Genomic DNA, 24,042 nt, shown 5'->3' with positions numbered 1-24,042 from the left:
GCATCGCCGCCACGGCATGAACCTCCAGGTCATCGCCGCGCCGGACGGGGCACTGCTGTGGGTGTCGGGACCGCTGCGCGGCTCGGTTCACGACCTGGCAGCGGCCCGGATCTGGGGCATCATCCGGGCACTGGCCGCCACCGGCCTGCTCGTGCTGGCAGACAAGGCATACCAGGGCGCCGGCACGCACGTCCTCACGCCTTACAAGGGACGCGACAAGCCCGAACCGCTCAAGGACGCCAACCGCGCACACGCCAAGCTCCGCGGACCCGGCGAACGCGCGAACGCCCAACTCAAATCATGGCGCATCCTACGGAAGCTACGCTGCTGCCCCCACCGCGCCGGCCGCCTCGCCAAAGCCATCCACACCCTGCAACTCTGCGAGACCGCAGCACACTGAAAAAGGCTCAGTGACGGTCGACCTTGAGGCCGCGTCCACCACCCAATTGGTGAACGCGGTCTCAGCGATCGCCGCTGAACTCGCCCAACGCCAAGCCCCCGAATCGGCAGCCGCGTGCCTGGAACTCACCGAGACCCTGGCCGCCGCCTGCGATATCCAAGAAAGTGCGCTGGCCGGTTTCATTCGCCGCGTCGACACGACCGGCGAGCAGAAACGCTGGGGATATCCCTCCACCCGGGCGTGGCTGCGGTCGCGGTTGGGGATGCGGGAGAACCGCACCACCGAACGCCTCATCCTCGCCCGCCAGCGGGATCGCCTACCTCAGGTAGCGGAACGGTTGGCGGCCGGGGAGCTGTCCTATGGATATGCGGCGACGGTGGCGCAGAGTGTGGCGCGGCTGGAGGACACCGACTGCGCTCAGGCCGAGATGACCCTGCTGGGCTTCGTCGATCAGGGCTTCTCGGCGGCGAAGGTGGGGGTGTTCGGCCGCCGCATCTGCGACGTGATCGCCGAACGCGACGGCACCGACACCGCACCCGGCGAAGACGCCAAGCGCGGCTACGCCAAGTCCTGGATCACCAGCACCGGTTCCCTGGACGGCGGCCGCTACATCAAGGGCTGGCTGAACGCCGAAGACGCCGCCATCTGGGACGGCACACTCGCCCCCTTGGCCAAGCCGGCCGGGCCTGATGACCACCGCGATGCAGGAGAGCGCACCGCCGCCGCGTTGTCGAGTGTGCTGTCCGGTGGGCATAAGGCCACCAAGGTCACCGTCATCTGCGACCTGGAGACACTGACCGGCGGCAACGCTCCGGCCCGCCTCACCGACGGCACCCCGATCCCCGCCGCCCAAGCCCGCCGCATCGCCCTAGCAGCCGGAGTCTCACCCCTCCTGCTCGGACGCGGCCACACGCCCCTGTACCTCGGCTACCGGGAACGGTTCGCCAGCGCCGCCCAACGCCAAGTCCTCGAAACCCTGTACCCCACCTGCGCGGTACGGGAATGCGAGATCCCCGGGACGCTGTGCGAAGTCGACCACGTCAACGGCTGGGCCCTCGGCAACAGCCCGACGGATATCGACCAGCTCGTCCTCACCTGCGGGTGGCACAACCGCTTCAAACACACCAGCCCAGATCAGATCGGGATCAGCAAAGACCCCGACGGGCGATACGTCTACCGGCTGCTACCACCACCGGGTGCCCGATCAAGATCCCGGACGGGTAGCGGGCCACCGGGCACGATCGGCCCACCCGACGCCACCGCCAACTGGGCCGCATAACCCACACCGCATTCATCGACCGGTTCGCCCGAATCCAACACGGATCTCGGGCGAACGGGCATGCCCACAGACGTCACATGCGCCCTCGTGAATGCCATCGGGATCACGATGACGGCTACATGTATCCGGTGGGCGAACGGTGGGGGCGGCGCGACCATCTTTCAGCTCCTTCCACTGCTGTTTTTCGGAATAAGGCCCGCCCGCCCGGCGATGTGGGGGAACAAGCGGCCGCCCTTGGGGGGACACGGGCGGCGCCGGCTCACCGGACGGGCGGGTGTCTACAAGGCCAGCCGCGCCCACACGACCTTGCCGAGGCCCCCGTGCACGTGCCGGAAGCCGCAGCCACCCGACGCGAGGAACTGAACCATCATCAGGCCGCGCCCGTCCTCGGCTTCGAAGTCCGCTTGCGGGACGACCGGCGGCGCGTGCGACGGGTCCCACACCCGGAACTCGATGGCGTCGCCCAGCCGCGTCACCCACGCCTGGACCTCGTGCCCCTCGACGGCGTGCACCACGGCGTTCGCCGCCAGCTCGGACATGATCGTCCGCCCGACGTAGTCGTGCTGCGGAAGGCCCCACTCCTCGCACGCCTGCGTGACGAGCGAGCGCGTCAGATACACGCTCTCCGGATAGGCGTGCCACCGAAGCGTGAACTCATCACGCGCCTTTGAATGCGAATTGCCCTGGTTGTCCGGAATGTCGATCATCGCGCCCACCTTTCGCGGCCGAACTCTGGGCACACCTTGCCGCCGCCAGTTACGCTTGTCGCGTTTCATTCAGGAATCGCAAAATTAAGGATCTTGAATGCCAAAGATCGACAAGCTCGACCCGGACCACAACCCATGGCACTGGCTGGCCGTTGACCTGCGGATATGGCGCCTGGAACGCAACCTTTCACAGGCCCGACTCGGCGAGATCTTGAAAGTCGACGACTCGACGATTTCGAACTACGAATCGGCCAGCTCGAAGCTCCCGCTAGAGAAGGCCGAAATTCTTGACCAACTTTGGCGGACTCGAGGCCACTTTGCCCGACTTCGCCGCCATGCCGAGTCGGCGCATGACCCGAACTGGTTCAACGCCTACGCTCGTTACGAGCAACGAGCCGATGCCATCAACATCTACTCGGCGCTCGTAATTCATGCGCTCTTTCAGACAGAGGAGTACGCACGCGCGTTGATCGAAGGCGCACAGATGGTTGACGACGTCGAAGGCACTCTTGTGGACCGCATGGAGCGGCAAGAACTCTGGGGCCGCCCTCAGCCGCCCGAACTGCGCATCTTTCTACGGCAATCGGTGCTCGAAGATCCAGTGGGAGGCCCCGAGGTGATGCACGCGCAGCTTGGTCACTTGCTTGACCTGAGCCGACGTAGAGGAGTGGTCGTTCGGGCACTTCCCAAGGTGAAGGCAGCACATGCAGGCGTGGACGGCTCGTTCACGATCCTGCGAATCGGCAAGCAAGAACATGCCTGGTCAGCTGCCGTAGGCGGCGGCCGACTCGTATCCGATCCGGCGATGATCAGAGACTACAGACTACGGTATGACCTGATAGGGGATGATGCCCTATCTCGAGACTCGACCCGGAGTCTCCTGCGCGACTTGATGGAGGCCATGAAGTGAGTGAGCCCGTGTGGCGCAAATCCAGCCGCAGCGGTTCGGGAGCCGGCGGAGGCCAGGACTGCGTTGAGGTCGCTGCTCTCGCCGAAGGGCGGGGCATCAGGGACAGCAAGGCTCCCGAGGCCGGACACCTCACCCTCTCCCCAGACGGTTTTGCCCAGTTCGTCGCCCGCGTGAAGCGCGACGGCTTGAACATCTAACTTCCCCGACAACGTACGCCGCCTCGCCTTCGTCCTACCGTGAAAACGGACCGGACGAAGGCGAGGCCCGTCCGGGTCTGATCGGGCGGTCAGGGCCGTGCGGGTTCAGGGGGCGGTGAAGGGCCAGGCTCGTACGTGGTCGTCGCGGCCGACGGTGAGGGCGGCCGGGCGGCCGTCGAGTTCGAGGACCCGCACGCCGACGATCTCGCCCTCGTGGGCCTGGAACGGGGCGATGACGAGGTCGCGCCGCTCCAGGTCGACCAGGCATACGGTGCCGTCCTCGGCCCCGGTCACCGCGACGGCCCGGCCGCCCGCGACGGCGGCGTCCAGATGCGCGGTCGGGCCTCCGGGCAGCACCAGCGTCTCGTCCCACAGTCCGGTGTCCGGGTCGCCGAACAGCAGGACCCCACCCGTCGCGGCGAGCACCGACTCCCGGCCGGCCACGCCGGACAGTCCGACGGCGGTCACGGCGGCCAGCCGCCAGTCGAGCCGCTCCGCCTCCACCTCGCCCACGAGGTCGACGAGTTCGTCCTCGTTGGGTTCGTCGAAGGCGACCATCGTTTCCGGCTCGTCGTCGCTCAGATCCCACACCAGCACGGTGTTGTCGGACTCGGTCACCGCGACCGGGCGGCCCCGCAGCAGCCCCGCGGCGACACCGGCGGGTTCGGTCTGATCCAACGCGATGGGCTCGTTCTCGTCATCGTCCTCGAAGTCAACCGGCAGGGGGTCGCGCCGCGTCGCGTCCCACACGTGCACGGACGGGCCGGTGCCACCGGCGATGAACAGCGTCCGTCCCGCCGCTTCGAGGGTCGCCACGGTTGCCACGCCGCCGTGGTCGCGGCGCGCATAGGTCCGCACGGCGCCGCTGTCGAGGTCCCACTGCGCGAAGCCCTGATGATCACCGCCGCCGCCGACCACGACCCGTCCGTCGACCACCACCGCGCCGATCGCCCGCATGTCGATGTAATCGGCCTGCGCCTCTGGAGGCCACGGGGCGGCGAGGTCGAACGCGGTCCACTTGTCCGCGCGCAGATCCCACGTGTGGAGCGCGTCGCTCACCAGCACCGGGCGGCCGTCACGCAGCACGATGTCGAAGGCGTCGATCCCGGCGGGCGCTCGCCTGGACAGCAACGGGGAGATGGGAGAAAGCATCCGGGGATGCTACCCATGCGGGGATCCGGTTCGCTGGACGGCCAGAGATCTTCGCGACGGGCTGATCAGCGCGCCGGATCGTCGTCCTCCCCTTGCGGGCCCGTCCAGCCGCACGCTTCGGCGATGGCGGCCGGGTCCCAGTAGAAGGGACGGCATTCGAGCATGCGCCCGTCCCGGACGCGGATCAGCTGCATGATCAGCGTCTCGACCTCCCGGCCGGTGGCCCTGGCGCGGAACCGCACCCGATTGCGCACCACCACGGTGTCGCCGTCGCCCCAGTGCTCCTGCTCCAGGAACTCCATCGACTCCCAGACCTCGCTGAAGCGGGCCAGAAACCGCTCCATGCCGTCTCGGCCCCGCCACGTCCCGGACCCCGTGAAGGGCAGGCCGGGAGCCTGATGCAGCACCACCTCCGGGTCCAGGCAGGCGGCGGCCCGCTCATAGCTCGCCCGGCCGTACCCGCCTGCGGCCACGTACGCCGCCTCGGCCGCGTAGAACCTCTCCATCACCGCCCACGCGTCGCCTGGGATGCGTCGGTCTCCCGTCGAAGGTCCCTCGCCCATCAGCTGCTGCTCCTCTCACCGGCACCGTGCTGGAAACCCCGTCCCGCCAGGCTGGGTTGCAGCCGACGGTTCCTCAGCCGAGGGCGGACGCGGGGTCGACGCCGGTGAGGTCGACGGCATCGGCCCACACGCGTGCGGCGAGTGCGGTGTCGGCCAGTGGCCCGCGGACGGGTTCGAGCCTGGGTCGACCGCGGAACCCGAGCACGCGGGGGCCCCACATCTGGCCGCCCTGAACGGACGGGTCGAGGACCGCCCGGACGGCGGGCCACGCTCCGGCTTCCTTTCCTTGGAGGAGTAGACCGGCGGGCAGGCCCCGCAGCCGCTGACGGGTGGTCCGGACGTGCACCGGCGGCCGGGACGGGGTGAGGGAGTCCAGCGCGCCGCCGGGATGGTTCACCACGCTCAGCGTCGTGGCGCCGGCCGCGCGCAACCGGCGGTCGAGCTCGAGCCCGAACAGCATCTGCGCCAGCTTCGAGCGGCCATAGGCCCGCTTGGGCTGGTAGTCCCGGCCGCTCTGCAGGTCGTCCGGGTCCAGCTGTGCGGACTTCCCCACGAAGCTGCCGGTGGTGACGACACGGCCTGCGGGCGCGGCGGCGAGCAGCGGCATCAGCCACCGGACCAGCGCGAAGTGCCCGAGGTGATGGGTGGCGAACATCAGCTCGTGGCCGTCCGGGGTCAGGCGCCGCTGCGGGTCGTCGAGCAGCACGCCGGCGTTGCAGACGACCGCGTCGAGGCGGTCCGCGTCCAGCGCGTCCACCGACGACTTCAGCGAGGAGTGGTCGGCGAGGTCCAGCCGCAGGTGGCGCAGGCGAGCGTCCGGAACGCGGGAGCGGATCGAGGCCATCGCGGCTGCGGCCTTGGTGGCGTCCCGGCTGCCGAGGACGACGGTGGCCCCGGCGCCGGCGAGCTGCTCGGCGACGAAGTATCCGATGCCCGCGTTGCCGCCGGTGACCAGGAAGATCTTGCCCTCGGCGCGCGGCGGTCGATGGACGTCCCAGTGCCGGGACCGGGCTACAGGCGGCATGACGGCTCCCGCGTTCTCAGTGTGGTTCGGCTGAACGTCAACATAATCGAAGTCACTTCGAAAGCACAATCACTCTATGTTCGTAGTGCTTCCGGACATCGGTACGCTGACGGCATGGCACAGACGGCGCCGGGGCGGCGCGAGCGCAAGAAGGCCGCCACCCGCCAGGCCCTGGCCACGGCGGCGCGGCGGCTGTTCCTGGAGCGGGGGTTCGACCAGGTCACCGTCGCCGAGATCGCCGACGCCGCGGACACGGCGGTGTCGACGCTGTTCGCGCACTTCCCCGGCGGGAAGGAGGCGCTGGTCCTCGGCGACGGCGCCGAACGCGAGCAGGCTCTGGCCGCCGCGGTCCGGCAACGCCCCGCGGGGGTCTCGATCCTGCGGGCCCTGCGCGACTTCCTCGCCACACGCGGCCCCTTCGACCCCGACCCCGGCCCCGAGTCCCGGCGCATCGCCGAACTCGTGGTCTCCACCCCGGCCCTGCGGGCCTACGCCAGGTCCCTGTGGACGGGCTGCGAGTCCACGCTCGCCCGCGTCATCGCCGAGCAGACCGGCCGCGACGCGGACGACCTCTCCCTGCGCCTGCTCGCGCGCCACGTCCTGGAGATCCCGGACATCGCCGGCACGGAGCCCGACCCGCCCACCGCCCTGGACACCGCCTTCGCCCACCTCCAGCGCGGCTGGCCCGACCTCTGAGCCCGCCCGGTCCTGCATCGCGGCGTCGAGGCGCCCGTCACCCTCGTGTTCTGTTGAGGCTTGCGTAGCGTCCGGGGGGCATGCCGAAGGCCGCCTTGAACGTGCGGGTGAAATGGGCCTGGTCGGCGAAGCCCACCGCGAGGGCCGTCTCTGCCAGGGGCCTCCCCTCGCGCAACCGCCTGCGCGCGACGTCGAGGCGGCGCATCACCGAGTACCGGTAGGGGCTGGTCCCGTGCACGAAGCGGAACTGGCGCGCGAACTGGAAGCGGTCAAGGCCCGTCACCGCCTCCACCTCGGTCGACCGAACGACCGCCAGCCGGCTCGCCAGGAACTCGCGGCCGCGCTCGACGGCGGGCAGGTCGACGCGGCACGGCGGCACGGCGCGGACACGGGAGCCCGCGCCGCAGCGGAGCAGGCCCTCCGCGAGCCGGAGGACCAGGGCGTCGAGCGCCAGCGGCTCGGGCGTCCCCTCGAACGCCACCCGCACCGCGCGCGCTAGCGACGGGTCGTCGGTCACCGGAGCGGCGAAGGGCAGCGGCGTCGGACGTCCGGTGACGGCCGGAAGGGCGTCGGCGATCCGGGCCGGGGCGACATAGATCTGCCGGTAGCCGAACACGCCCGGCCCGTCGGCCCGGCCGTCGTGCGGCTCGTCCGGGTGCAGCACGAAGACCTGTCCGGGGAGGCTGCGCTCGACCGTGCCCCGATACTCGAACGCCTGAACCCCCACCTCGGTGACGCCGACGGCGTACACGTCGTGCCGATGCCGGCCATACGGACGGCCGCGCAGGCGGGCGCGGAACAGTTCCACGCCGTCCACCGGCCCGCCGGCCTCCACCCACTCGCCCGGACGGCACGAACGTTCAAGACCGCCGCCGCGCGCATCGGCCACGCTGCGTGCCATAAGCGGAGTCTACGGAGGAACCCATGGAAGCCTCCTTCGCCCAGGTGATGGCCTTCATGGCGTTCGCCGCGGTGGCCGCCGGAACCCCCGGCCCCAGCAACGTGCTGCTGGCGGCCGTCGGCGCCAGGGTCGGCGTGCGGCGAGGCATGAAGAGCCTGCTCGGGCAGGTGACCGGGATGACCGCCATGCTGTTCGCCGTCACCCTCGGACTCGGCGGCCTCCTCCTCGACCACGCCTGGACGCTCGAGACCCTGAAATGGGGCGGCGCCGCGCTGCTCTGCTGGATGGCCTGGGGAATCGCGACCGCGGACCGCGCCGAAGAAGCCGCGGAAGCGCCCACCGGGTTCCTCGGCATGGCCGCCTTCCAGTGGGCCAATCCCAAAGGGTGGCTGATCGCCGCCGCGGCCGACGCCACGTTCCTCGACCGGCACGGCGGCGCCCTGAGCCAGGCGCTCGTCTTCTCGGGGCTGTTCCTGCTGGCCGCGCTGCCCAGTTGCCTGCCCTGGCTGGCGTTCGGCGCCGCACTCCAGCGCTTCCTCCGCACCCCGCGGACTTGGCTCGTCTTCCGCTGCACGATGGCCGGCCTGCTGGCGGCGTCGGTCGTCCTCTTCGTCGTACCGCACGCCTGACCGGAATTCTGTACCTACTGGTATGTACACTACTCGCATGAGCACCAGGGAACGGCTCGTCGAGAGCACGCGTGCACTGCTGTGGGAACGCGGCTACGTCGGCACCAGCCCGAAGACCATCCAGCAACGGGCCGGCGCGGGCCAGGGCAGCATGTACCACCACTTCACCGGCAAAGAGGACCTCGCGCAGGCGGCCATCCGCCGTACCGCCGACGAGATGCGCGCCGCCGTCGACGCGCAGTTGTCCGGCCCCGGCACGGCGGTCGAGCGCATCACCGCGTACCTGCGCCGGGAACGCGACGTCCTGCGGGGATGCCCCATCGGCCGGCTGACCCAGGACCCCGACGTCATCGCCGTCCCCACCCTGCGCGCGCCCGTCGAGGAGACCTTCAGCTGGCTGCGCGAGCGCCTGGCGGCGGTGGTTCGGGAGGGCCTCGACCGCGGCGAACTGGACGCCGCCGTCGACCCCGCGTCCACCGCGGCGGCGATCGTCGCCGCCCTCCAGGGCGGATACGTCCTCGCCCGCGCCGCGGGCACCCCCGACCCCTTCGACCAGGCGGTCACCGGCATCCTCGCGCTCCTCGGCGCACGCACCGTCCACTGACCCAAGGAAGGCCGCCATGGACATCACCCGCAAGGCCACCACCGGCGTCGCCGCGCCGTCGCAATGGATCACCGGCGACGCCTGGATCGAGCCCGTCGCCGAGCCCGAGGCAGGCGCGCAGATCGACACCGTCCGCTTCGCACCCGGCGCGCGCACCGTCTGGCACCGCCACCCGCTCGGACAGGTGCTCGTCGTCACCGAGGGCACCGGACGCGTGCAACGCCGCGGCGGACCCGTCGAGACGATCCGGGCGGGCGACACCGTGCGCATCGCCCCCGGCGAATGGCACTGGCACGGCGCCGCCCCCACCGCTCCCATGACCCACCTGGCCATCGAGCCGATCTCCGCCGACGGCGCCGCGTCCGAACCAGGCGCCCCCGTCACCGACGGCGAGTACCGCCGCGACGACGAGGACGTCCCGCCGGTCACCCGCTCAGTGGTGCTCGACCGGCTCCTGCCCGCGCCGCGGACCACGCAACGGGTCCAGGTCCGCCGCATCACCATCGCGCCCGGACACGCCGCCGGCCTCCATGTCCACAACGGCCCGGTGTTCGGCAGCATCGAGACCGGCTCGGTGATCTACCAGATCGACGGCGAACCGGCGTCCGTGCTCGGCCCCGGAGACGTGTTCTACGAACCCGAGAACACCCGCATCGCACGCTTCGACGCACAGGATGACGGCGTGACGTTCCTCGGCTACTTCCCTCTGGCCCCCGACGAGGCCGCCGAGGTCACCTTCCCCGACCACTGATGACGCGGTGCAACGAGGAGCCGCTGGTCGGCGGCAACGTCAGTGCCGGAGTGGTGCGGGTCGGCGACACGGTCCGGCGGCCTGCGGGGCCGTGGACTCCGGCGGTGCACGCGTTGCTGGACCACCTGCACGGGGTCGGTTTCCACGCGGCACCGCGCCCGCTGGGCATCGACGAGCAAGGCCGCGAGGTGTTGACCTTCGTTCCCGGCGTGACGGTGTGGCCTGATCATTTCGCGCTGATGGAAGGGCTGGACGGCGTCGAACGCGTCGCCCGGCTCATCCGGGAGTTCCACGACGCCGTGCAAGGGTTCGCGCCGCCGCCGGACGCCCCTTGGCAGGTGCTGATCCCTCCCGATAGGTGCGAGATCATCGCCCATCACGACCTGGCGCCGTGGAATCTGGTCGCCGGTGACGGCGCATGGGCCTTCATCGACTGGGACGTCGCCGCGCCCGGTTCTCGGTTGTGGGACCTCGCCTACGCGTGCCAGAGCTTCATCCCCCTGTCAGCCGATCCGGCGTGGCGGCGGGCCGATGCGGCCGCCCGGCTGAGCGTCTTCGCCGACGCCTACGGACTGGACGAAGGGCAGCGGCGAGAGTTGGTGTCGCTGCTGGGCCGGCGTGCCTGGTCGATGCACGACTTCCTGCGAGCGCAGGCCGCCGCGCGTCACCAGCCTTGGGCGACGCTCTGGCAGCAGGGCCACGGGGATACGTGGCGCAGCAACGCCGAGTACATCGAGGAACGGCAGGAGTTGTGGGCGCGGGCCCTGCTCGACGGGGGACGCGGTTAGGCGAGGCCGCCGGTGGCGCGGATGTTCTGGCCGGTGACCCAGCGGCCGTCCGGACCGGCGAGGAAGGCGACGACGTCGGCGATGTCGGCGGGCTGTCCGAGGCGGCCGAGCGGGGTGCCGGCGGCGACCGCCTCCAGCACCTTCTCGGGATTGGTCCCGCGCAGGAGGTCCGTGTCGGTCGCGCCCGGGGACACGGTGTTCACGGTGATCCCGCGCGGGCCGAGTTCCATCGCCGCTACGGCGGTCAGCTGCTCGACGGCGCCCTTGCTCGCGGCGTAGAGCGCGATGCCGGGGGCCGGACGCACCGTGTTGACGGTGGAGAGGTTCACGATGCGCCCGCCGTCGCGCATGTGCCGGGCGGCGTGCCGGATCGTGAGGAAGACCGACGTCAGGTTGACGGCCATGACCTGCTGGAACAGCTCTTCGTCGGTGTCGGCGAGCGGGGTGGGGGTGAAGCTCAGCGCGGCGTTGTTCACCAGGACGTCCAGCGCGCCCAGGTGTTCTTCGGCCGTCTCCATCAGCTGCTGCCCCGCGCCCGGTTCGGCCAGGTCGAGGCGCACCGCGTGGGCGTGGCCGCCCGCCTCCCGCACCGCGCGCACCAGCTCGGCGGCGGGTTCCTCGCTCCGGGCGTAGTTGAACACCACCCGCGCTCCGTCCCGCGCGAGCCGCTCCACGATCGCCCGGCCGATGCCGCGCGAGCCGCCCGTCACGATGGCGGTCCGGTTCTCCAGAGCGGCCATGGCCGCCTCCCTTCCTTGATCTCCGGGAACCCTAGCCGCGGGCCCGCGCGCTTGACGTCCGGATCGGCTAACCGTTAACTATTGGCTAGCCGTTAGGGGTGATGCATGCAGGACGCGGTGCTGGCGATGCTCGCGAAGGAACCGTCGCACGGGTACCTCCTGCGCGAGCGGCTCCGGCGCGCCCTCGGGCCGCTCGGGGAGTCGATGAACGCGGGCCAGATCTACGTGACGCTGGCACGGCTGGAAAAGGCGGGACTGGTCGTCTCCGAACGCGCGGAGGGGCTGCCGGACCGGCCGGACCGCAAGGTCTACGCGCTGACGCCGGCCGGGCAGCAGCGGGTGTCCGCGTGGCTCACCGAGGTGAACTGGCCGAAACCGAACCTCGCGGAGTTCCACCTCAAACTCGCCGCCGCGGCCGCGGCCCGGCTCGCCGATCCGGTGGAACTGGTGGACGCGCAGCGCCGCGAGCTGCTGCGGAGGCTCGGCGAGGCGCAGCGCGCGCTGCTCGCGGAGCCGGACGGCTCGACCGCCGGCCTGCTCCTGGAGGGCGTCGCGCTGCGGCTGCAGGCCGACCTGCGCTGGCTGGAGGCCTGCGAGCGGGTCTGGTCCCAGAACGAATCCGAGGACGCATGAACGAGAGCGGCGCGGTGATGCAGGCGCGCGGCCTGTGCAAGAAGCACGGCCAAGGGCAGGGGCTGGTCCGGGCGGTCGACGAGGTCGACCTGGACGTCCCGTCGGGGCAGATGCTGGCGGTGACGGGGCCGAGCGGCTGCGGAAAATCCACGCTGCTGCACCTGCTCGGTGGTCTGGAGCGGCCGAGCCGCGGGGAGGTGTGGCTGGCCGGCCGGCGCATCGACGCCCTGAGCGAACGGGCCCTGGCCCGGCTCCGGCGCCGGTCGGTCGGGTTCGTCTTCCAGGCGTTCCATCTGGTGGAGGAGCTGTCCGCGCGGGAGAACGTGGAGCTGCCCGTGCTGCTGGCCGGGCGTTCGCCGCGCGCGGCCAAGAGGCGCGCGGCCCTGCTGCTGGAGCAGGTCGGGCTCGCCGACCGGGCCCGGTACCTGCCGTGGGAGCTGTCGGGAGGGCAGCGGCAGCGGGTGGCCATCGCCCGCGCCATGGCCAACGAGCCGCTGGTCCTGCTGGCCGACGAGCCGACCGGGAACCTGGACACCGCGGCGACGCTCGACGTGCTGCGGCTCTTCGAGGGGCTGCGCGCCGCCGGGCAGACCCTGGTGATCGTCACGCACGACGAGCGGGTCGCGGCCACCGCGGACCGGATCGTCTCGATGCGCGACGGGACGTTCGTCGACGACACCCCTCTGGCGGGCCGGGCCACCGGAGCGCTCGGGGACATCCTCGGGCTGGAGGAGTGAGCCCCGTGGGCCGCGTCCTGCTGGTGCTCCGCCTCGTCGTGGCCGACGTGCGCCGCCATCCCGCCCAGGCCGCGATGATGCTACTGACGATCACCGCCGCCACCGCCACCCTGTCCCTCGGCATGTCGCTGCACGGCGCGACCGACACGCTCTACCGGCAGACCCGCGCCGCCACGGCCGGGCCGGACGTGGTCGCGCTCGCCCCCACCGCCGACCGGACCACGGCGTCGGCCCTGGCATCGCTGGCACGGGAGCCCGGGGTCACCGCCCATAGCGGGCCGTACCGCCAGTACTACACGACCGCGACGGCGCACGGCCTGACGTCGGCCGCGGTGGTGCAGGGCACCGACGCGGCGCCGGGGCCGGTCGACCGCCCGCTGGTCACCTCGGGCACCTGGGTGCGGCCCGGCGGCGCGGTGGTCGAACGCGGCTTCGCCACCGCCATGGGCCTCCGGGTCGGCGACCGCGTCACCCTCGCCGGCCGCTCGCTTCCCGTCGCCGGGATCGCCGTGACCACGTCGCACACCATCTATCCGGGAGCGCAGATGATCGGCCCGGGCGGCGGTCCGAGCGACTACAGCGGCCTGGTCTGGACGAGCGAGGCCGACACCCGGGCGCTGGCGTCCGCCGACCTCCCGGTGACCTCCCTGCTCTACCTGGAACTGCGGGACCCCGCCGCCGCGCAGGACTTCGCCGCCTCTCACCGCCACTTCAGTGAAGAGCACTCGACGAACTTCGTCACCTGGCGGTTCATGGCCGGGGAGGACAGGCGCATCCTCCGGCAGAGCCGGCCGGTCCTGGTCATCGGCAGCTGGCTGCTCGCCCTGCTGGCCGTCGGCGGAGTGGCCACGCTGGCGGCGGGACGCGCCACCAAGCAGACCCGCCGGGTCGGGCTGCTCAAGGCGGTCGGCGCCACGCCCGGCCTCATCGCCGCCGTCCTGCTCGGCGAGTACCTGGCGCTGGCGCTGGTCGCCGACGCGCTGGGGCTGGCGATCGCCCGGCTGGCCGCGCCCGGCCTCGCCAACCCGACCGCGAGCCTGCTGACCGCCGCCGCGGGCCCGACCGGTGACACCATCGCCGCCACGACCTTCCTCGCCCTGGCCGTCACGGTCCTCACCACCCTCGGCCCCACCCGGCGCGCCCTGCGCACCGAGACCGTCACCGCGCTCGCCGACACCGCCCGCCGGCCCGGCCACCGGGCCTGGCTGAACGGCCTGTCGGCGCTGCCGCCCACCTCGCTGCTGCTCGCGCTCCGCCTGATCGCCCGCCGGCCCGGCCGCGCCGTCCTGCACGCGTGGAGCATCGCGGTCATGGTGATCGGCGCCACGGCCCTGCTGGTGGCCCGCGTCCAGACCGACTACGACTACGGCCTGGGCTCCTCCCACCTGGGCAACGTGCAGAGAGAGCAGGGCCACCACGTGCTGCTGGGCGTCACCGCCGCGCTGGCCGCGCTCGCCGCGGTGAACATCGTCACGATCACCTGGACGACCGCGCTGGAGGCCAGGCCCGTCATGGCCATCTCGCGCACGCTCGGCGCGACCCCCGGGCAGATCACGGCCGGGCTGTCGGCCGCGCAGCTCCTCCCGACCCTGCCCGGTGCCGTCATCGGCGTCCCCTTGGGGCTGTTCCTGGTGCTGCTCTTCTCCCCTGCGAACACCGTCGTGCCTCCTACGTGGTGGCTGTTCATCCCCGCGCTCGCCGCTCCCCTGGCGACGGCGGCGCTCACCGCCGTGCCCGCGCGCCTCGCGGCGCGCCGTTCCGTGGCACGGACGCTCAGCACCGAAGTCGGCGGGTGTCGGTAGGTACACCCCCGGGACAGTGTTCAGGGCCAGTGTGGGGCGGCCCGCGCACCGGAAGTGTTGATCACAACAGCTTCCGAGGCGTCGAGGAGACCCCCATGGCACGCATGATGGTTCGCGTCCTGTCCACCGCGCTGGCCGGCGCGGCGCTCACCGCGGCGGCCGTGCCCGCCGCCAACGCCGCCGGGCCCGGCTCACGCGGCGGGCGGCTCGACGCGAAGGTGCAGGAGCGGGCGGACAAGCTGGTCGCGGACGGCGCGCCCGGCGTGATCGTCATGACCCGGCGCGGCGGGCGCGTCTCGCACGTCACGTCCGGCGTCTCGGACAAGGCGACCGGCGCTCCGATGGACGCCCGGCTGCTGGTCCGCGTCGCCAGCGTCACCAAGACGTTCACCTCGACGGTCGTGCTCCAGCTCGCCGCCGAGCACCGGCTGTCCCTCGACGACACCGTGGACGAGTGGCTCCCCGGCCTGGTCGAGGCGAACGGCAACGACGGGTCGAAGATCACCATCCGGCAGCTGCTCGCGCAGACGAGCGGGCTGAACGACTACACGCCCGACCCGCGCGTGATGACCGACCCGTCCCGGACGTGGACGCCCGCGGAGCTCATCGCGATCGCCACCGAGAAGCCGCCGCTGTACAAGCCGGGGACGAGCTGGAACTACTCCAACACCAACTACATCCTCGCCGGGATGATCATCGAGAAGGCGACCGGGCACGAGGTGGGCGAGGAGTTCCAGCGGCGGATCTTCACGCCGCTCGGGCTGCGGCACACCTATTACCCGACCACGGACCCCGCCTTCCCCGGCCCGTACGTGCACGGCTACTACGCCGACTACGGCGACGTGAGCACGCTGATCAGCCCGTCGAGCGCCCGCACGTCCGGCGGCATCGTCAGCACCGTCGACGACGTGGCCCGCTTCCACCGGGCCCTGTTCACCGGGAGGCTGCTGCCGGCGAAGCAGATGCGCGAGATGCGGACCGTCCGTCCCGTCAACGACGACGGCGTCGTGGAGGACTACGGCCTCGGCGCCGCCCGCATCAGGTTCTCCTGCGGCCACGCGTGGGGCCACGACGGCGGCTTCCCCGGCTACCGGACCTGGACCTACACCAGCCGCGACGGGAACCGCCAGGCGATCATCACCTACAACGAGTCCAGGTACGAGCACGACGAGACGTTCCGCGCCGACCTCGCCAAGGCCGCCGACACCGCCTTCTGCGCCTGACGAATATGAATCATATTCTAACAACCGGCGATAAATAATCGAGAAATGACCTGTTATCCAGCGCTTTGTCGATGACGAGCAGGTCAGCGGCCTACACCGGACGGCAAGCGCTTGGTTATAAGCAGGTGAGCAGCGCGTACCGGGATTTGTTCTTTTCCTCTACAGAACGCCCCCGGTCCCCCTGCGTACCGTCGAAACGTCCTGGACCGCGGACGGACGGCGCGCGGGGGTCCCCGCTCGGCGCGCCCCACCCCCGCCCGCGGTCTCGAACTACCGCCGCCCGCGCCGGCCGGGCCGGGAGGGGCGACCCCCACCCGACCCCCCGCTCCCCGGCCCTCGCGGAACGCGGTGACGGAGGTGCCCGATGACCAGAACCCTCGACCATGGAGGTCTCGCCGAGCGCTCCGCCGCGCTCCCGCCGCGGCTCGCCCGGATCATGCGTCCCGAACTGCCCAGCCTCGCCGAGGAGATCGTCACCGAGATCCGCCGCGCCATCCCCGAGTACGCCCGCCCGATCGACGGGCCGTACGGGCACGTGCTGCGGATCAGCGTGGAGCACAGCCTGTCGGCGTTCGTCGACCGCGTCGCCGCGCCCCCCGGCGCGCCGCCCGCGGCCGACGGCTGCGCCGGCACCGCGCGCATGCTCGGCCAGTACGAGGCGCACGAGGGCCGCAGCATGGACAGCCTCCAGGCCGCCTACCGGATCGGCGGGCAGGTCGCGTGGCGCCGCGTCATGAAGGTCGCGCCCCGCCACGACATCTCCTCCGCCGTCATGTCCCGCCTCGCCGACGCGCTGTTCGTCTACCTCGACGAGCTGGCCGCGTCCTCCCTGGAGGGCTACCTGGAGGCCAGGGCCCGCCCGATCCCCGCGATGGACGAGCGGCGCCGCCGCCTCCTGCACCGCCTGGTGGACGAGCCGGGCTGCGACGTGGCGGAGGCGGCCGAGTCCGCGGGCTGGACCGTTCCGGCCGAGGTCACGCTGGTCGCCGTCGAGCCCGAGGCGCGCTGCGTCTGGACGGCGCTGGACGAGGACGTCCTCGCCGACCTGGAGTGCGCGTCCCCGCACCTGCTGGTGCCCGGCCCGTTCACCGCCGGGCGCCGCGCGATGCTGGACGCGGCGGTCCCGGGCCGCCGCGCCGCGGTGGGCCTCACCGTGCCGCCGGCGCAGGCCGCCGACTCGCTGCGCTGGGCCCGGCAGGCCCTCGCCCTCGCCCTCGACGGCGTCTTCGACGACGAGCCGGTCGTGCTCTGCGAGGAGAACCTCGTCACCCTGTGGCTGCTGTCGGACCCCGCGCTCGTCGAGCAGCTGACCCGCCGCCGCCTCGGCATCCTGGACGGCATGACCCCCGGCCAGCAGGACCGGCTCACCGAGACGCTGCGGACCTGGCTGGTCACCCGCGGCACCGCCGCCGAGATCGCCGAGCAGCTGCACATCCACCCGCAGACCGTCCGGTACCGGATGCGCAAGATCGAGCAGACCTTCGGCGAGGAGCTGGAGGACCCGGAGGCCCGGTTCGGCATCGAGGTGGCGCTGCGGGCGGCGTTCCTGCGCTCCCGGCGGCCCGGGGCCGGGCCGCGCCGCCCGACCGCCGTCTCGCATCCCCCGTCCCACCTGCGCCGCCTCAAGTGACCACCGGCGGGGGCGCCGGGCCGGCGCCCCCGCCGGGATGTGCCGATGGTGTGCGGACGCACAGGTGGACGGGGGTTTCGCGGCTTTTGTCTGGAACAATCGGCGGGTGAACGGTACCTCGGGAGGTTTGCGGCGGACCGCCGTGGCGGCGGCGGCGCTGGCCGCCGTGCTCGGCGCGGGAGCGTGCGGTTCGGAGCCGGGCACCGCGTCCGGCGTCCCGCCGGCGACCGGCGCCGCGACGGGCGGGCCGTCCCCCGCCCCCACCCTGGCGTCGCCCACGCCCACCCCGCGCACACCCTGCTCGGCCGAGGGCGTCAGCCTCTCGATGGACATCCCCGACGCGGCGATGGGACTGCGCGCGGCCTCGGTCGAGCTGCGCAACTGCGGGAAGCGGCCGTACAAGCTGAACGGCTACCCGGCGCTGCGCGTCCTCGACAAGAACCGCGAACCGTTCGACGTGCGGCCCATCAGGGGAACGCACGAGGTCAAGGACCCCGGGCCGAAGCCGCTGACGGTCGCGCCGGGCAAGTCCGCCCGCTTCGTGATCGTCTGGCGCAACCTGGTCACCGAGTCGACCACCGTGGCCGTCAACGGCAGCTACCTGGAGGTCCGCCCGGCGCCGGGGCGGCCCGTCCTCGTCCTCCCGTCCAACGGCCCCCTCGACCTCGGCAACACCGGCCGCCTGGAGACCACCGCCTGGACGCTCGTCCGGCGCTGACGGCTCACCCGCCCGCGGGGAATCGGACGGGGCTGTCCGGCGGCTGGACGGGCCGCACGATCGGCCAGCCGGCCGGGGGCGGGCTCTCCAGCGGCGAGTCGGGGTAGGCGGACGGGTCGTCCGGGAACCGGGTGGGCGTCCTGGCGTACCGGCCTTCCGGACGCGGCGCCGTCCACCCCACCGGCCGCTCGGGCAGGGCCGGCGTGGGAGCGGCAAGGGCGGGCGCGGGCGCGGCAAGGGCGGGCGTGGGCGCGGCAAGGGCGGGCGTGGGCGCGGCGGCGCGGCGGGGCGGCCGGGCCGGGCGGGGAGCGGGGCGGCGCTCATGCCGCGGGAAGGCGAGCAGCGCCAGGACCGCCAGCAGGACGCCCGCGACCCGCAGCAGGAACAGCGCCGGCGCGTGCGGCCACGGCTCCCCGTACAGCAACGTGGCCGACAGCAGGAGATGCGTCTTCGCGGTCACGGTCACGACGGTGACGATGATGGTGAGCCGGCAGCGCTGCAGCCCCAGGGACAGCAGCCCGAGGCCGAGGACGCCCGCGAGCACGAACAGGTACGGGTGCGGGGACGACAGCACGGCCGCCCCGCGGTGCCCGGCGAGCATCATCGCCATGCCCTGGCCGAAGACCTCGGTCGCGCCGAGCAGGACGCCCGCGCCGAGGCCGTAGGCGATGCCGGTGATCGGCCGGGCGTGCCGTCCGGCGACGGGACGGTCCCGCAGGAAGAACATCCACAGCGGCAGGCCGAGCGAGGGGACGAAGACGAGCCCGGCCTTCCACAGCGGCAGCGCCTGCGCGGCGCGCGCGCCGTCCGGCCGGTGCAGGGCGTCGGCGAGCGGCTCGCCGTGCGCGGGCAGCACCGACAGCGCGGCGGTGACCATCGCCGCGACGACGATGATGACGGCGAGCCACTCGCGGGAGGTGGGCCGTTCACCGAAGCCGCTCATCCCGACGACCAGCAGCAGCGCGAGGCTCATGCCGTAGGCGGGCAGCGCGGCGACGACCGGCAGGGCGATCAGCCCGCCGGCGAACAGCGCGAACCCCGCGAGGATGACCAGCACCCCGGCGACCCAGCGGGGGCTGCGCAGCAGCAGCCCGGCGGCGTGCAGCGGCCGCCGTCCGCCGATCGGCCCGATCCGCCCGACGGCCGTCTTGAACAGGACGAAGGCCACGAAGTAGACGGCCTGCGCGGTGCAGGCGAGCACGGCGGCCCAGACGATCTCGCTGGTGTTCACGGTTGCACCTCCGGGGGTGGGCCCCAACCGGAGCCAGAGGCGGCCCCCGGCGGGCGGTACCCCCTATGCAGCCGCTCACCGGGCGATAAACACGGTTGAACGGATGGTGACACGGCGAAGGCGTCCGGCGATTGGACCCCGGACACGGAGAACCGAACGGTTTTGTGCGCCCGGGTGAGTACCGCCGGACGGCTCAGCGGACGGGGAGGCCGGTGACGGCGCGGCCGATGACGAGGCGCTGGATCTCGCTGGTGCCCTCGAAGATCGTGAAGATCTTGGCGTCGCGGTGCATCCGCTCGACCGGGTAGTCGCGGGTGTAGCCGTTGCCGCCGAGGATCTGGATCGCCTCGTCGGTCACCCGCACCGCCGTCTCGCTCGCCACCAGCTTGGCCATCGAGCCCTCGGCGTTGTCGAACGCCATGCCGCGCGCGGCCATCCAGGCCGCCCGCCACACCAGCAGCCGGGACGCGTCGATAGCGGTCTTGCAGTCGGCGAGCTTGAACGCGATGGCCTGGAAGTCGCCGATCTTCTTGCCGAACTGCTCGCGCTCGCGCGCGTAGTCCAGCGCGTACTCGTAGGCGGCGCGGGCGATCCCGACCGCCGACGCGCCGACCGCCGGACGGGTCGCCTCGAACGTCTTCATCGACACCTGCCCGCGCCCGCGCCGCCCCTCGCGTGCGCGCGCGAGCCGCTCGTCCAGCCGGTCCTTGCCGCCGACGAGGCACCGGCCGGGGACCCGGACGTCCCGCAGCACCACCTCGGCGGTGTGCGACGCCCGGATGCCGTGCTTGCGGAACTTCTGCCCCTGCTCCAGCCCCGGCGTGCCCGGCGGGACGACGAAGCTCGCCTGCCCGCGCGACCCGAGGTCCCGGTCGACGGACGCGACGACGACGTGGACGCGCGCGATGCCGCCGTTCGTCGCCCACGTCTTGGTGCCGTCCAGCACCCATTCGTCCTTGGCCTCGTCGTACACGGCGGTGGTGCGGATCGCGGACACGTCGCTGCCCGCGTCCGGTTCGGACGAGCAGAACGCCGCGACCGCGACGTCGTCCGGGGTGCCGAACATCGCCGGCAGCCACTCCTCGGCCTGCTCGGGCGTCCCGCTGGTGGCGACGGCCGCGGCGGCCAGGCCGGTGCCCGCGATCGCCTCGCCGATGCCGCCGTCGCCCCAGAACAGCTCCTCGAACGCGACCGGGATGCCGAGGCCGGTCGGCGACAGCGACTGCGCGGCGAAGAAGTCGAGCGAGTACAGGCCGATCCGCGCGGCCTCCTCCAGGATCGGCCAGGGCGTCTCCTCCCGCTCGTCCCATTCGGCCGCCGCGGGGCGGATCACGTCCTTTGCGAACCCGTGCACCCAGTCGCGGACCTCGAGGAGTTCCTCGTCGAGTTCCAGTGAGAACGTCATAGCCCGGCCCCTTCGCCATCCGTCGCCTGGCGCCGACGCTAGAGGCGTGCACCGGCCCGCGCCGTACGTTCGGCCGATCACTTCGGCACCGGGTTCTGCGGGCGGGTGAGTGGTGCGGCGGCGCCCGTTCACCATTTTCGCAAGGCGGCGATGGCGCGGTGATCCATACCGTAGGCTCCCGCCGAAGGGTCGAGCGCCGGACTTTGGACCGGTCCCGGCCGGGTTCACGCGCGCCCGGAACACGGCGCGCGGCGCCCGTCCCGGCGGCCGCGTCCCAGACCGGCCGACATCGGCCCGTCCGGCGCATTGCCCGATCACGCACCGCAGGTGAATGATTGCAGTGCGCTTCCGATTCGATGTGGTGATGCGGTGACTGAGATGGAACGGCTCGGCGAACCGTTCGGCTTCGCCGGCGACCCGGCGGCGGGCCGGCGTGCGCGGCGGACCGTGCGCGAGCTGGCCGCGAAGGTCGTCGCGCGGGAGGATCTGCTCGACGACGTCGAGCTGATGAGCGCCGAGGCGATCGCCAACGCCGTCCTGCACGGCAGCGGCACCATCACGGTCACCGTCGAGACCGACGGGCGCCGGCTGCGCGTCGAGGTGTCTGACGAGGGCCCCGTCCGCGACGACCTGCACGGCCGCCGCCGCCTCGACCACGGCCGCGGCCTCACCGTCATCGACGCCCTCGCCGACGAGTGGAGCCTCGACCAGACCCCCCACCGCACCCGCCTCTGGTTCGTGCTCGCCCAGGGGGACGACCCCCTGGAACCCGCGTAACGACGGACGGGCCGGGGGGCAGGTCAGCCAGGCGGGGCGAGATGGCGGCGGACGACCTTGCCGGTGGCGTTGCGGGGCAGGGCGTCCAGGAAGTGGACGTCGCGGGGCACGGCGAACCGGGCGAGGCGGTCGCGGACGTGCGCGCGGACGGCGTCGGCGTCGAGGGTCTCGCCGTCGCGGAGCACGACGTAGGCGGCGGCGCGCTGCCCGAACTCCTCGTCCGGCACGCCGGTGACCGCGACCTCGCGGACCTGCGGCAGCGTCGCGACGGCCTCCTCGATCGCACTGGGGAAGACGTTCTCGCCGCCGGAGACGATCATGTCGTCGTCGCGGCCGTGCACGAACAGCCGGCCGGCGGCGTCGAGGTGGCCGAGGTCGCCGAGGCTCATCAGGCCGTCGCGCATCTCCTTGGTGCCGCCGCCGGTGTAGCCGGCGAAGAGCAGCTCGTTGGCGGCGAAGATGCGCCCGGTGGTGCCCGGCGGGACGGGCCGGCCGTCGTCGTCGTAGATCGCGACGCGGGTGCCGGGCGGCGGCGTGCCGGCGGTGTCGGGGTGCGCGCGCAGGTCGGCGGGGGTGGCGATGGTGACCCAGGACGCCTCCGTCGACCCGTACAGGTTGTAGAGGACGTCGCCGAAGGCATCCATGAACGCGGTCGCGAGGGCGGCGGGCAACGCGGAGCCGCTGACGGCCGCGATCCGCAGGGCGGAGGTGTCGTACTTGGCGCGGACGGTGTCCGGCAGCTCCATGATCCGCTGGAGCATGACGGGGACGGCGACGAGCGCGGTCGCGCCGGTCGCCTCCGCGGCCCGCAGCGTCAGCTCCGGGTCGAACCGGGCGCGCAGCACGATCGTGGCGCGCAGCGACACCGCGATCTGCAGCATCGCGTATCCCCAGGTGTGGAAGAGCGGCGCCTCGATGAACATCCGGTCGTGCACCCGGTACGGGATGCGGGACAGGATCGACGCGAGGGGCTGCAGGCCGGGGCGGGAGCGCCGGTCCGCGCCCTTCGGGCGGCCCGTCGTGCCGGAGCTGAGCACGATCGTCCGGCCGGTGCGCGACGGCGGCCCGACCGGCCCGGCGGGCGCGGTGGCGATGAGCGTCTCCAGCTCCGCGTCCGGGGAGCCGGCGGTGACGGTCCGGACGGTCTTCGGCAGCGCGGACAGGAACCCGCCGAACTCGGCGTCGGCGATGACCACGTCGGCCTGCTGCTGCCGGACGACCGCCGCGAGCTGCTCGGCGCTCATCCCGGTGTTCAGCATGACCAGGTCGGCTCCGGCCTTGCCGCACGCGGCGAGCGTCTCGACCATGCCGCGGTGGTTGCGGCACAGCACCGCGACGCGGGGCGCCTCGTTGATCCGGGCGAGCGCGGCGGCGAGCCGGTCCGTGCGGGCGTCGACCTGCCCGTACGTCAGCTCGCCGTGGTCGTCGACGATCGCGACCGCGTCGGGGTCGCGGGCGGCGGCGGACGCGACGGTCCCGCCGAGCAGGGTGCCCCAGCGGCGCAGCGCGTCGAGCTGCCGGGCGACCCGGAGCGGCGGCCCGGGGCGCCACAGCCCGCTGCGGACGAACATCCCGCCCGCCCGCGCGGCCGACGCGGTGCGCCGCCCGAACTCCGATCGTCCGCTCATCTGCCGCTCCCGGTCGTCCGACGCCTGCTCCAGTGGGGCTTCGACCGTACGGACGGCGGGCCGCGCGGCTCTTGCGACTCAGCGCAGGTGTTCGCGCGGGTGCTTGTCAGGCTCCTGACAACGCGCCGGTGCGGGCGCGGGCGTTGAGGATCATCTCCAGCTCCAGGCAGCGGCGCGGATCCTGCAGGTCGGCGCCGAACAGCTCCTCCAGGTGCCGCAGCCGGTACCGGACGGTCTGCGGGTGGACGTGCAGCCGGCCGCCCGCCTCGGTGGCGTTGAAGTTGCTCTCCAGCAGCGACAGCAGCGTCTCGGCGAGCCGGTCGGCCTGCGCGCGGCCGAGGCCGCGCAGCGGCGCCAGCCGGGAGTCGGCGGCGTGCGCGATGAGGTCCTCCGCCGTGAAGATCACCAGCAGCGGGACGTGGTCCAGGCACCGGACGACCGCGCCGCCGTCGATGTGCCCGCGCCGGGTGACCGCGAGCCCGTGCCGGGCCCAGCGCATCGACTCGGCGGCCCGGTCGGGCGGGACGGTGGGGCCGACGACCACGATCCAGTCGCGCAGCAGCGCCTCGGTGACCCGGCCGCGGCCCGGGCCGTCCGGGTCGGGCAGGACCAGCGCCGGCTCGGACGCGGCGAGGTCGGCGAGCACGTCCGGCGGCAGCGCGGGGAACGGGCCGTCCTCGCCGGGGTCGGCGCGCGGATGCAGCGCGACGGCGGCGACGGTGCGCGGGACGCGCCAGCGGGCGCCGCGCGCCGCGTCCGCGATCTCCTCCGCGCCGGCGCCGGACAGCAGCAGGCCGAGCAGCCGGGAACGGCGGCGCCGCAGCACGTCCTCGCCGTCCGCCGCGCCGTCCGGCCGGGCGGCCTCCCCGCCGCGGGCGCCCTCCGCGGCGGCTGCGTCCATCGTGGCGGACTGCGCG

Annotated in this window: 26 protein-coding genes; 16 read left to right on the top strand and 10 right to left on the bottom strand. The window is 72.7% G+C overall.

What is annotated here, in order from left to right; genetic code table 11:
- Both ABD296_RS42780 and ABD296_RS42775 read left to right on the top strand, forming a co-directional pair.
- Positions 1-400: transposase family protein (locus tag ABD296_RS42780; protein WP_344281873.1), on the top strand; the 400-nt coding region annotated here is incomplete at its 5' end.
- 10 nt (positions 401-410) lie between these two features.
- Positions 411-1,679 (top strand): HNH endonuclease signature motif containing protein, encoded by a 1,269-nt coding sequence (locus ABD296_RS42775; protein ID WP_344281870.1) that lies wholly within the window; start codon positions 411-413, stop codon positions 1,677-1,679.
- A 278-nt stretch (positions 1,680-1,957) separates the two neighbouring features.
- Here ABD296_RS42775 and ABD296_RS42770 read toward each other — a convergent pair whose 3' ends face one another.
- Positions 1,958-2,386, bottom strand: a complete 429-nt coding sequence (locus tag ABD296_RS42770) for an ATP-binding protein (RefSeq protein ID WP_344281867.1) — start codon at positions 2,384-2,386, stop codon at positions 1,958-1,960.
- Between the two features lie 97 nt (positions 2,387-2,483).
- Between ABD296_RS42770 and ABD296_RS42765 the strand changes: the two genes are divergently transcribed.
- A complete protein-coding gene (locus ABD296_RS42765) occupies positions 2,484-3,296 on the top strand; it encodes a helix-turn-helix domain-containing protein (RefSeq protein ID WP_344281864.1) in 813 nt (270 codons plus the stop codon).
- Positions 3,293-3,493, top strand: coding sequence for a DUF397 domain-containing protein (locus tag ABD296_RS42760; RefSeq protein ID WP_344281861.1), 201 nt, complete (start codon positions 3,293-3,295; stop codon positions 3,491-3,493). Before ABD296_RS42765 ends, ABD296_RS42760 begins: the two co-directional genes overlap by 4 nt.
- A 105-nt stretch (positions 3,494-3,598) precedes the next feature.
- Here ABD296_RS42760 and ABD296_RS42755 read toward each other — a convergent pair whose 3' ends face one another.
- The 3 genes from ABD296_RS42755 to ABD296_RS42745 form a co-directional block, all read right to left on the bottom strand.
- Positions 3,599-4,645 (bottom strand): WD40 repeat domain-containing protein, encoded by a 1,047-nt coding sequence (locus ABD296_RS42755; protein WP_344281858.1) that lies wholly within the window; start codon positions 4,643-4,645, stop codon positions 3,599-3,601.
- A gap of 65 nt (positions 4,646-4,710) precedes the next feature.
- A complete protein-coding gene (locus ABD296_RS42750) occupies positions 4,711-5,208 on the bottom strand; it encodes a nuclear transport factor 2 family protein (RefSeq protein ID WP_344281855.1) in 498 nt (165 codons plus the stop codon).
- A 73-nt stretch (positions 5,209-5,281) separates the two neighbouring features.
- Positions 5,282-6,232, bottom strand: a complete 951-nt coding sequence (locus ABD296_RS42745) for an SDR family NAD(P)-dependent oxidoreductase (protein ID WP_344281852.1) — start codon at positions 6,230-6,232, stop codon at positions 5,282-5,284.
- Between the two features lie 114 nt (positions 6,233-6,346).
- Between ABD296_RS42745 and ABD296_RS42740 the strand changes: the two genes are divergently transcribed.
- Positions 6,347-6,928 carry a TetR/AcrR family transcriptional regulator gene (locus ABD296_RS42740; protein ID WP_344281849.1) on the top strand — a complete coding sequence of 194 codons (582 nt, stop codon included), beginning with the start codon at positions 6,347-6,349 and terminating at the stop codon, positions 6,926-6,928.
- Positions 6,929-6,965: 37 nt separating this feature from the next.
- Here the strand turns inward: ABD296_RS42740 and ABD296_RS42735 are convergent, their stop codons facing one another.
- Complete coding sequence (locus ABD296_RS42735; protein ID WP_344281846.1) at positions 6,966-7,829, bottom strand: AraC family transcriptional regulator; 864 nt, start codon at positions 7,827-7,829, stop codon at positions 6,966-6,968.
- A 23-nt stretch (positions 7,830-7,852) separates the two neighbouring features.
- Here ABD296_RS42735 and ABD296_RS42730 point away from each other — a divergent pair, with 23 nt between their 5' ends.
- The 4 genes from ABD296_RS42730 to ABD296_RS42715 are packed head-to-tail and all read left to right on the top strand — an operon-like array spanning position 7,853 to position 10,601.
- A complete protein-coding gene (locus ABD296_RS42730) occupies positions 7,853-8,458 on the top strand; it encodes a LysE family translocator (RefSeq protein WP_344281843.1) in 606 nt (201 codons plus the stop codon).
- A 37-nt stretch (positions 8,459-8,495) separates the two neighbouring features.
- On the top strand, positions 8,496-9,062 hold the full coding sequence (locus ABD296_RS42725; protein ID WP_344281840.1) for a TetR/AcrR family transcriptional regulator: 567 nt from the start codon (positions 8,496-8,498) through the stop codon (positions 9,060-9,062).
- Positions 9,063-9,078: 16 nt separating this feature from the next.
- Entirely contained in the window at positions 9,079-9,813 is a 735-nt protein-coding gene (locus ABD296_RS42720) for a cupin domain-containing protein (protein ID WP_344281837.1), read from the top strand.
- Positions 9,813-10,601, top strand: coding sequence for a phosphotransferase (locus ABD296_RS42715; protein ID WP_344281834.1), 789 nt, complete (start codon positions 9,813-9,815; stop codon positions 10,599-10,601). Before ABD296_RS42720 ends, ABD296_RS42715 begins: the two co-directional genes overlap by 1 nt.
- Here the strand turns inward: ABD296_RS42715 and ABD296_RS42710 are convergent.
- A complete protein-coding gene (locus tag ABD296_RS42710; protein ID WP_344281830.1) occupies positions 10,598-11,341 on the bottom strand; it encodes an SDR family NAD(P)-dependent oxidoreductase in 744 nt (247 codons plus the stop codon). The two genes, ABD296_RS42715 and ABD296_RS42710, sit on opposite strands and share 4 nt — an antisense overlap.
- Before the next feature lie 105 nt (positions 11,342-11,446).
- On the opposite strand from ABD296_RS42710, the gene ABD296_RS42705 reads away from it, so the two are divergent.
- The 6 genes from ABD296_RS42705 to ABD296_RS42680 all read left to right on the top strand — a co-directional run bounded on the left by ABD296_RS42705 (position 11,447) and on the right by ABD296_RS42680 (position 18,084).
- Complete coding sequence (locus ABD296_RS42705; protein WP_344281827.1) at positions 11,447-11,974, top strand: PadR family transcriptional regulator; 528 nt, start codon at positions 11,447-11,449, stop codon at positions 11,972-11,974.
- Complete coding sequence (locus tag ABD296_RS42700; protein ID WP_344281824.1) at positions 11,971-12,711, top strand: ABC transporter ATP-binding protein; 741 nt, start codon at positions 11,971-11,973, stop codon at positions 12,709-12,711. The genes ABD296_RS42705 and ABD296_RS42700 overlap by 4 nt, the downstream gene beginning before the upstream one ends.
- Before the next feature lie 5 nt (positions 12,712-12,716).
- Positions 12,717-14,513: an ABC transporter permease gene (locus tag ABD296_RS42695; RefSeq protein ID WP_344281821.1), complete on the top strand. Its 1,797-nt coding sequence runs from the start codon at positions 12,717-12,719 to the stop codon at positions 14,511-14,513.
- A gap of 95 nt (positions 14,514-14,608) precedes the next feature.
- A complete protein-coding gene (locus tag ABD296_RS42690) occupies positions 14,609-15,736 on the top strand; it encodes a serine hydrolase domain-containing protein (RefSeq protein WP_344281818.1) in 1,128 nt (375 codons plus the stop codon).
- 364 nt (positions 15,737-16,100) lie between these two features.
- Positions 16,101-17,366, top strand: a complete 1,266-nt coding sequence (locus ABD296_RS42685; protein ID WP_344281815.1) for a PucR family transcriptional regulator — start codon at positions 16,101-16,103, stop codon at positions 17,364-17,366.
- A gap of 106 nt (positions 17,367-17,472) precedes the next feature.
- Positions 17,473-18,084, top strand: a complete 612-nt coding sequence (locus ABD296_RS42680) for a DUF4232 domain-containing protein (RefSeq protein ID WP_344281812.1) — start codon at positions 17,473-17,475, stop codon at positions 18,082-18,084.
- A gap of 4 nt (positions 18,085-18,088) precedes the next feature.
- Here the strand turns inward: ABD296_RS42680 and ABD296_RS42675 are convergent, their stop codons facing one another.
- Both ABD296_RS42675 and ABD296_RS42670 read right to left on the bottom strand, forming a co-directional pair.
- Positions 18,089-19,315 (bottom strand): hypothetical protein, encoded by a 1,227-nt coding sequence (locus tag ABD296_RS42675; RefSeq protein WP_344281810.1) that lies wholly within the window; start codon positions 19,313-19,315, stop codon positions 18,089-18,091.
- A gap of 193 nt (positions 19,316-19,508) precedes the next feature.
- Positions 19,509-20,720, bottom strand: a complete 1,212-nt coding sequence (locus ABD296_RS42670; RefSeq protein ID WP_344281807.1) for an acyl-CoA dehydrogenase family protein — start codon at positions 20,718-20,720, stop codon at positions 19,509-19,511.
- A 378-nt stretch (positions 20,721-21,098) separates the two neighbouring features.
- Here ABD296_RS42670 and ABD296_RS42665 point away from each other — a divergent pair, with 378 nt between their 5' ends.
- Positions 21,099-21,497, top strand: coding sequence for an ATP-binding protein (locus ABD296_RS42665; protein WP_344281876.1), 399 nt, complete (start codon positions 21,099-21,101; stop codon positions 21,495-21,497).
- A gap of 23 nt (positions 21,498-21,520) precedes the next feature.
- On the opposite strand, the gene ABD296_RS42660 is transcribed toward ABD296_RS42665, so the two are convergent.
- Together ABD296_RS42660 and ABD296_RS42655 are read right to left on the bottom strand one after the other, a co-directional pair.
- Positions 21,521-23,125 carry an AMP-binding protein gene (locus tag ABD296_RS42660; protein ID WP_344281804.1) on the bottom strand — a complete coding sequence of 535 codons (1,605 nt, stop codon included), beginning with the start codon at positions 23,123-23,125 and terminating at the stop codon, positions 21,521-21,523.
- 106 nt (positions 23,126-23,231) lie between these two features.
- On the bottom strand, positions 23,232-24,042 hold an 811-nt coding region (locus ABD296_RS42655; protein WP_344281801.1), incomplete at its 5' end, for a PucR family transcriptional regulator.

Origin of the sequence: Actinomadura napierensis, from assembly GCF_039529375.1 — a bacterium.
GTDB classification, from domain to species: domain Bacteria; phylum Actinomycetota; class Actinomycetes; order Streptosporangiales; family Streptosporangiaceae; genus Spirillospora; species Spirillospora napierensis.
The sequence above is the reverse complement of the archived record's forward strand: the minus strand, read 5'-3'. Positions and strand labels throughout refer to the sequence as shown.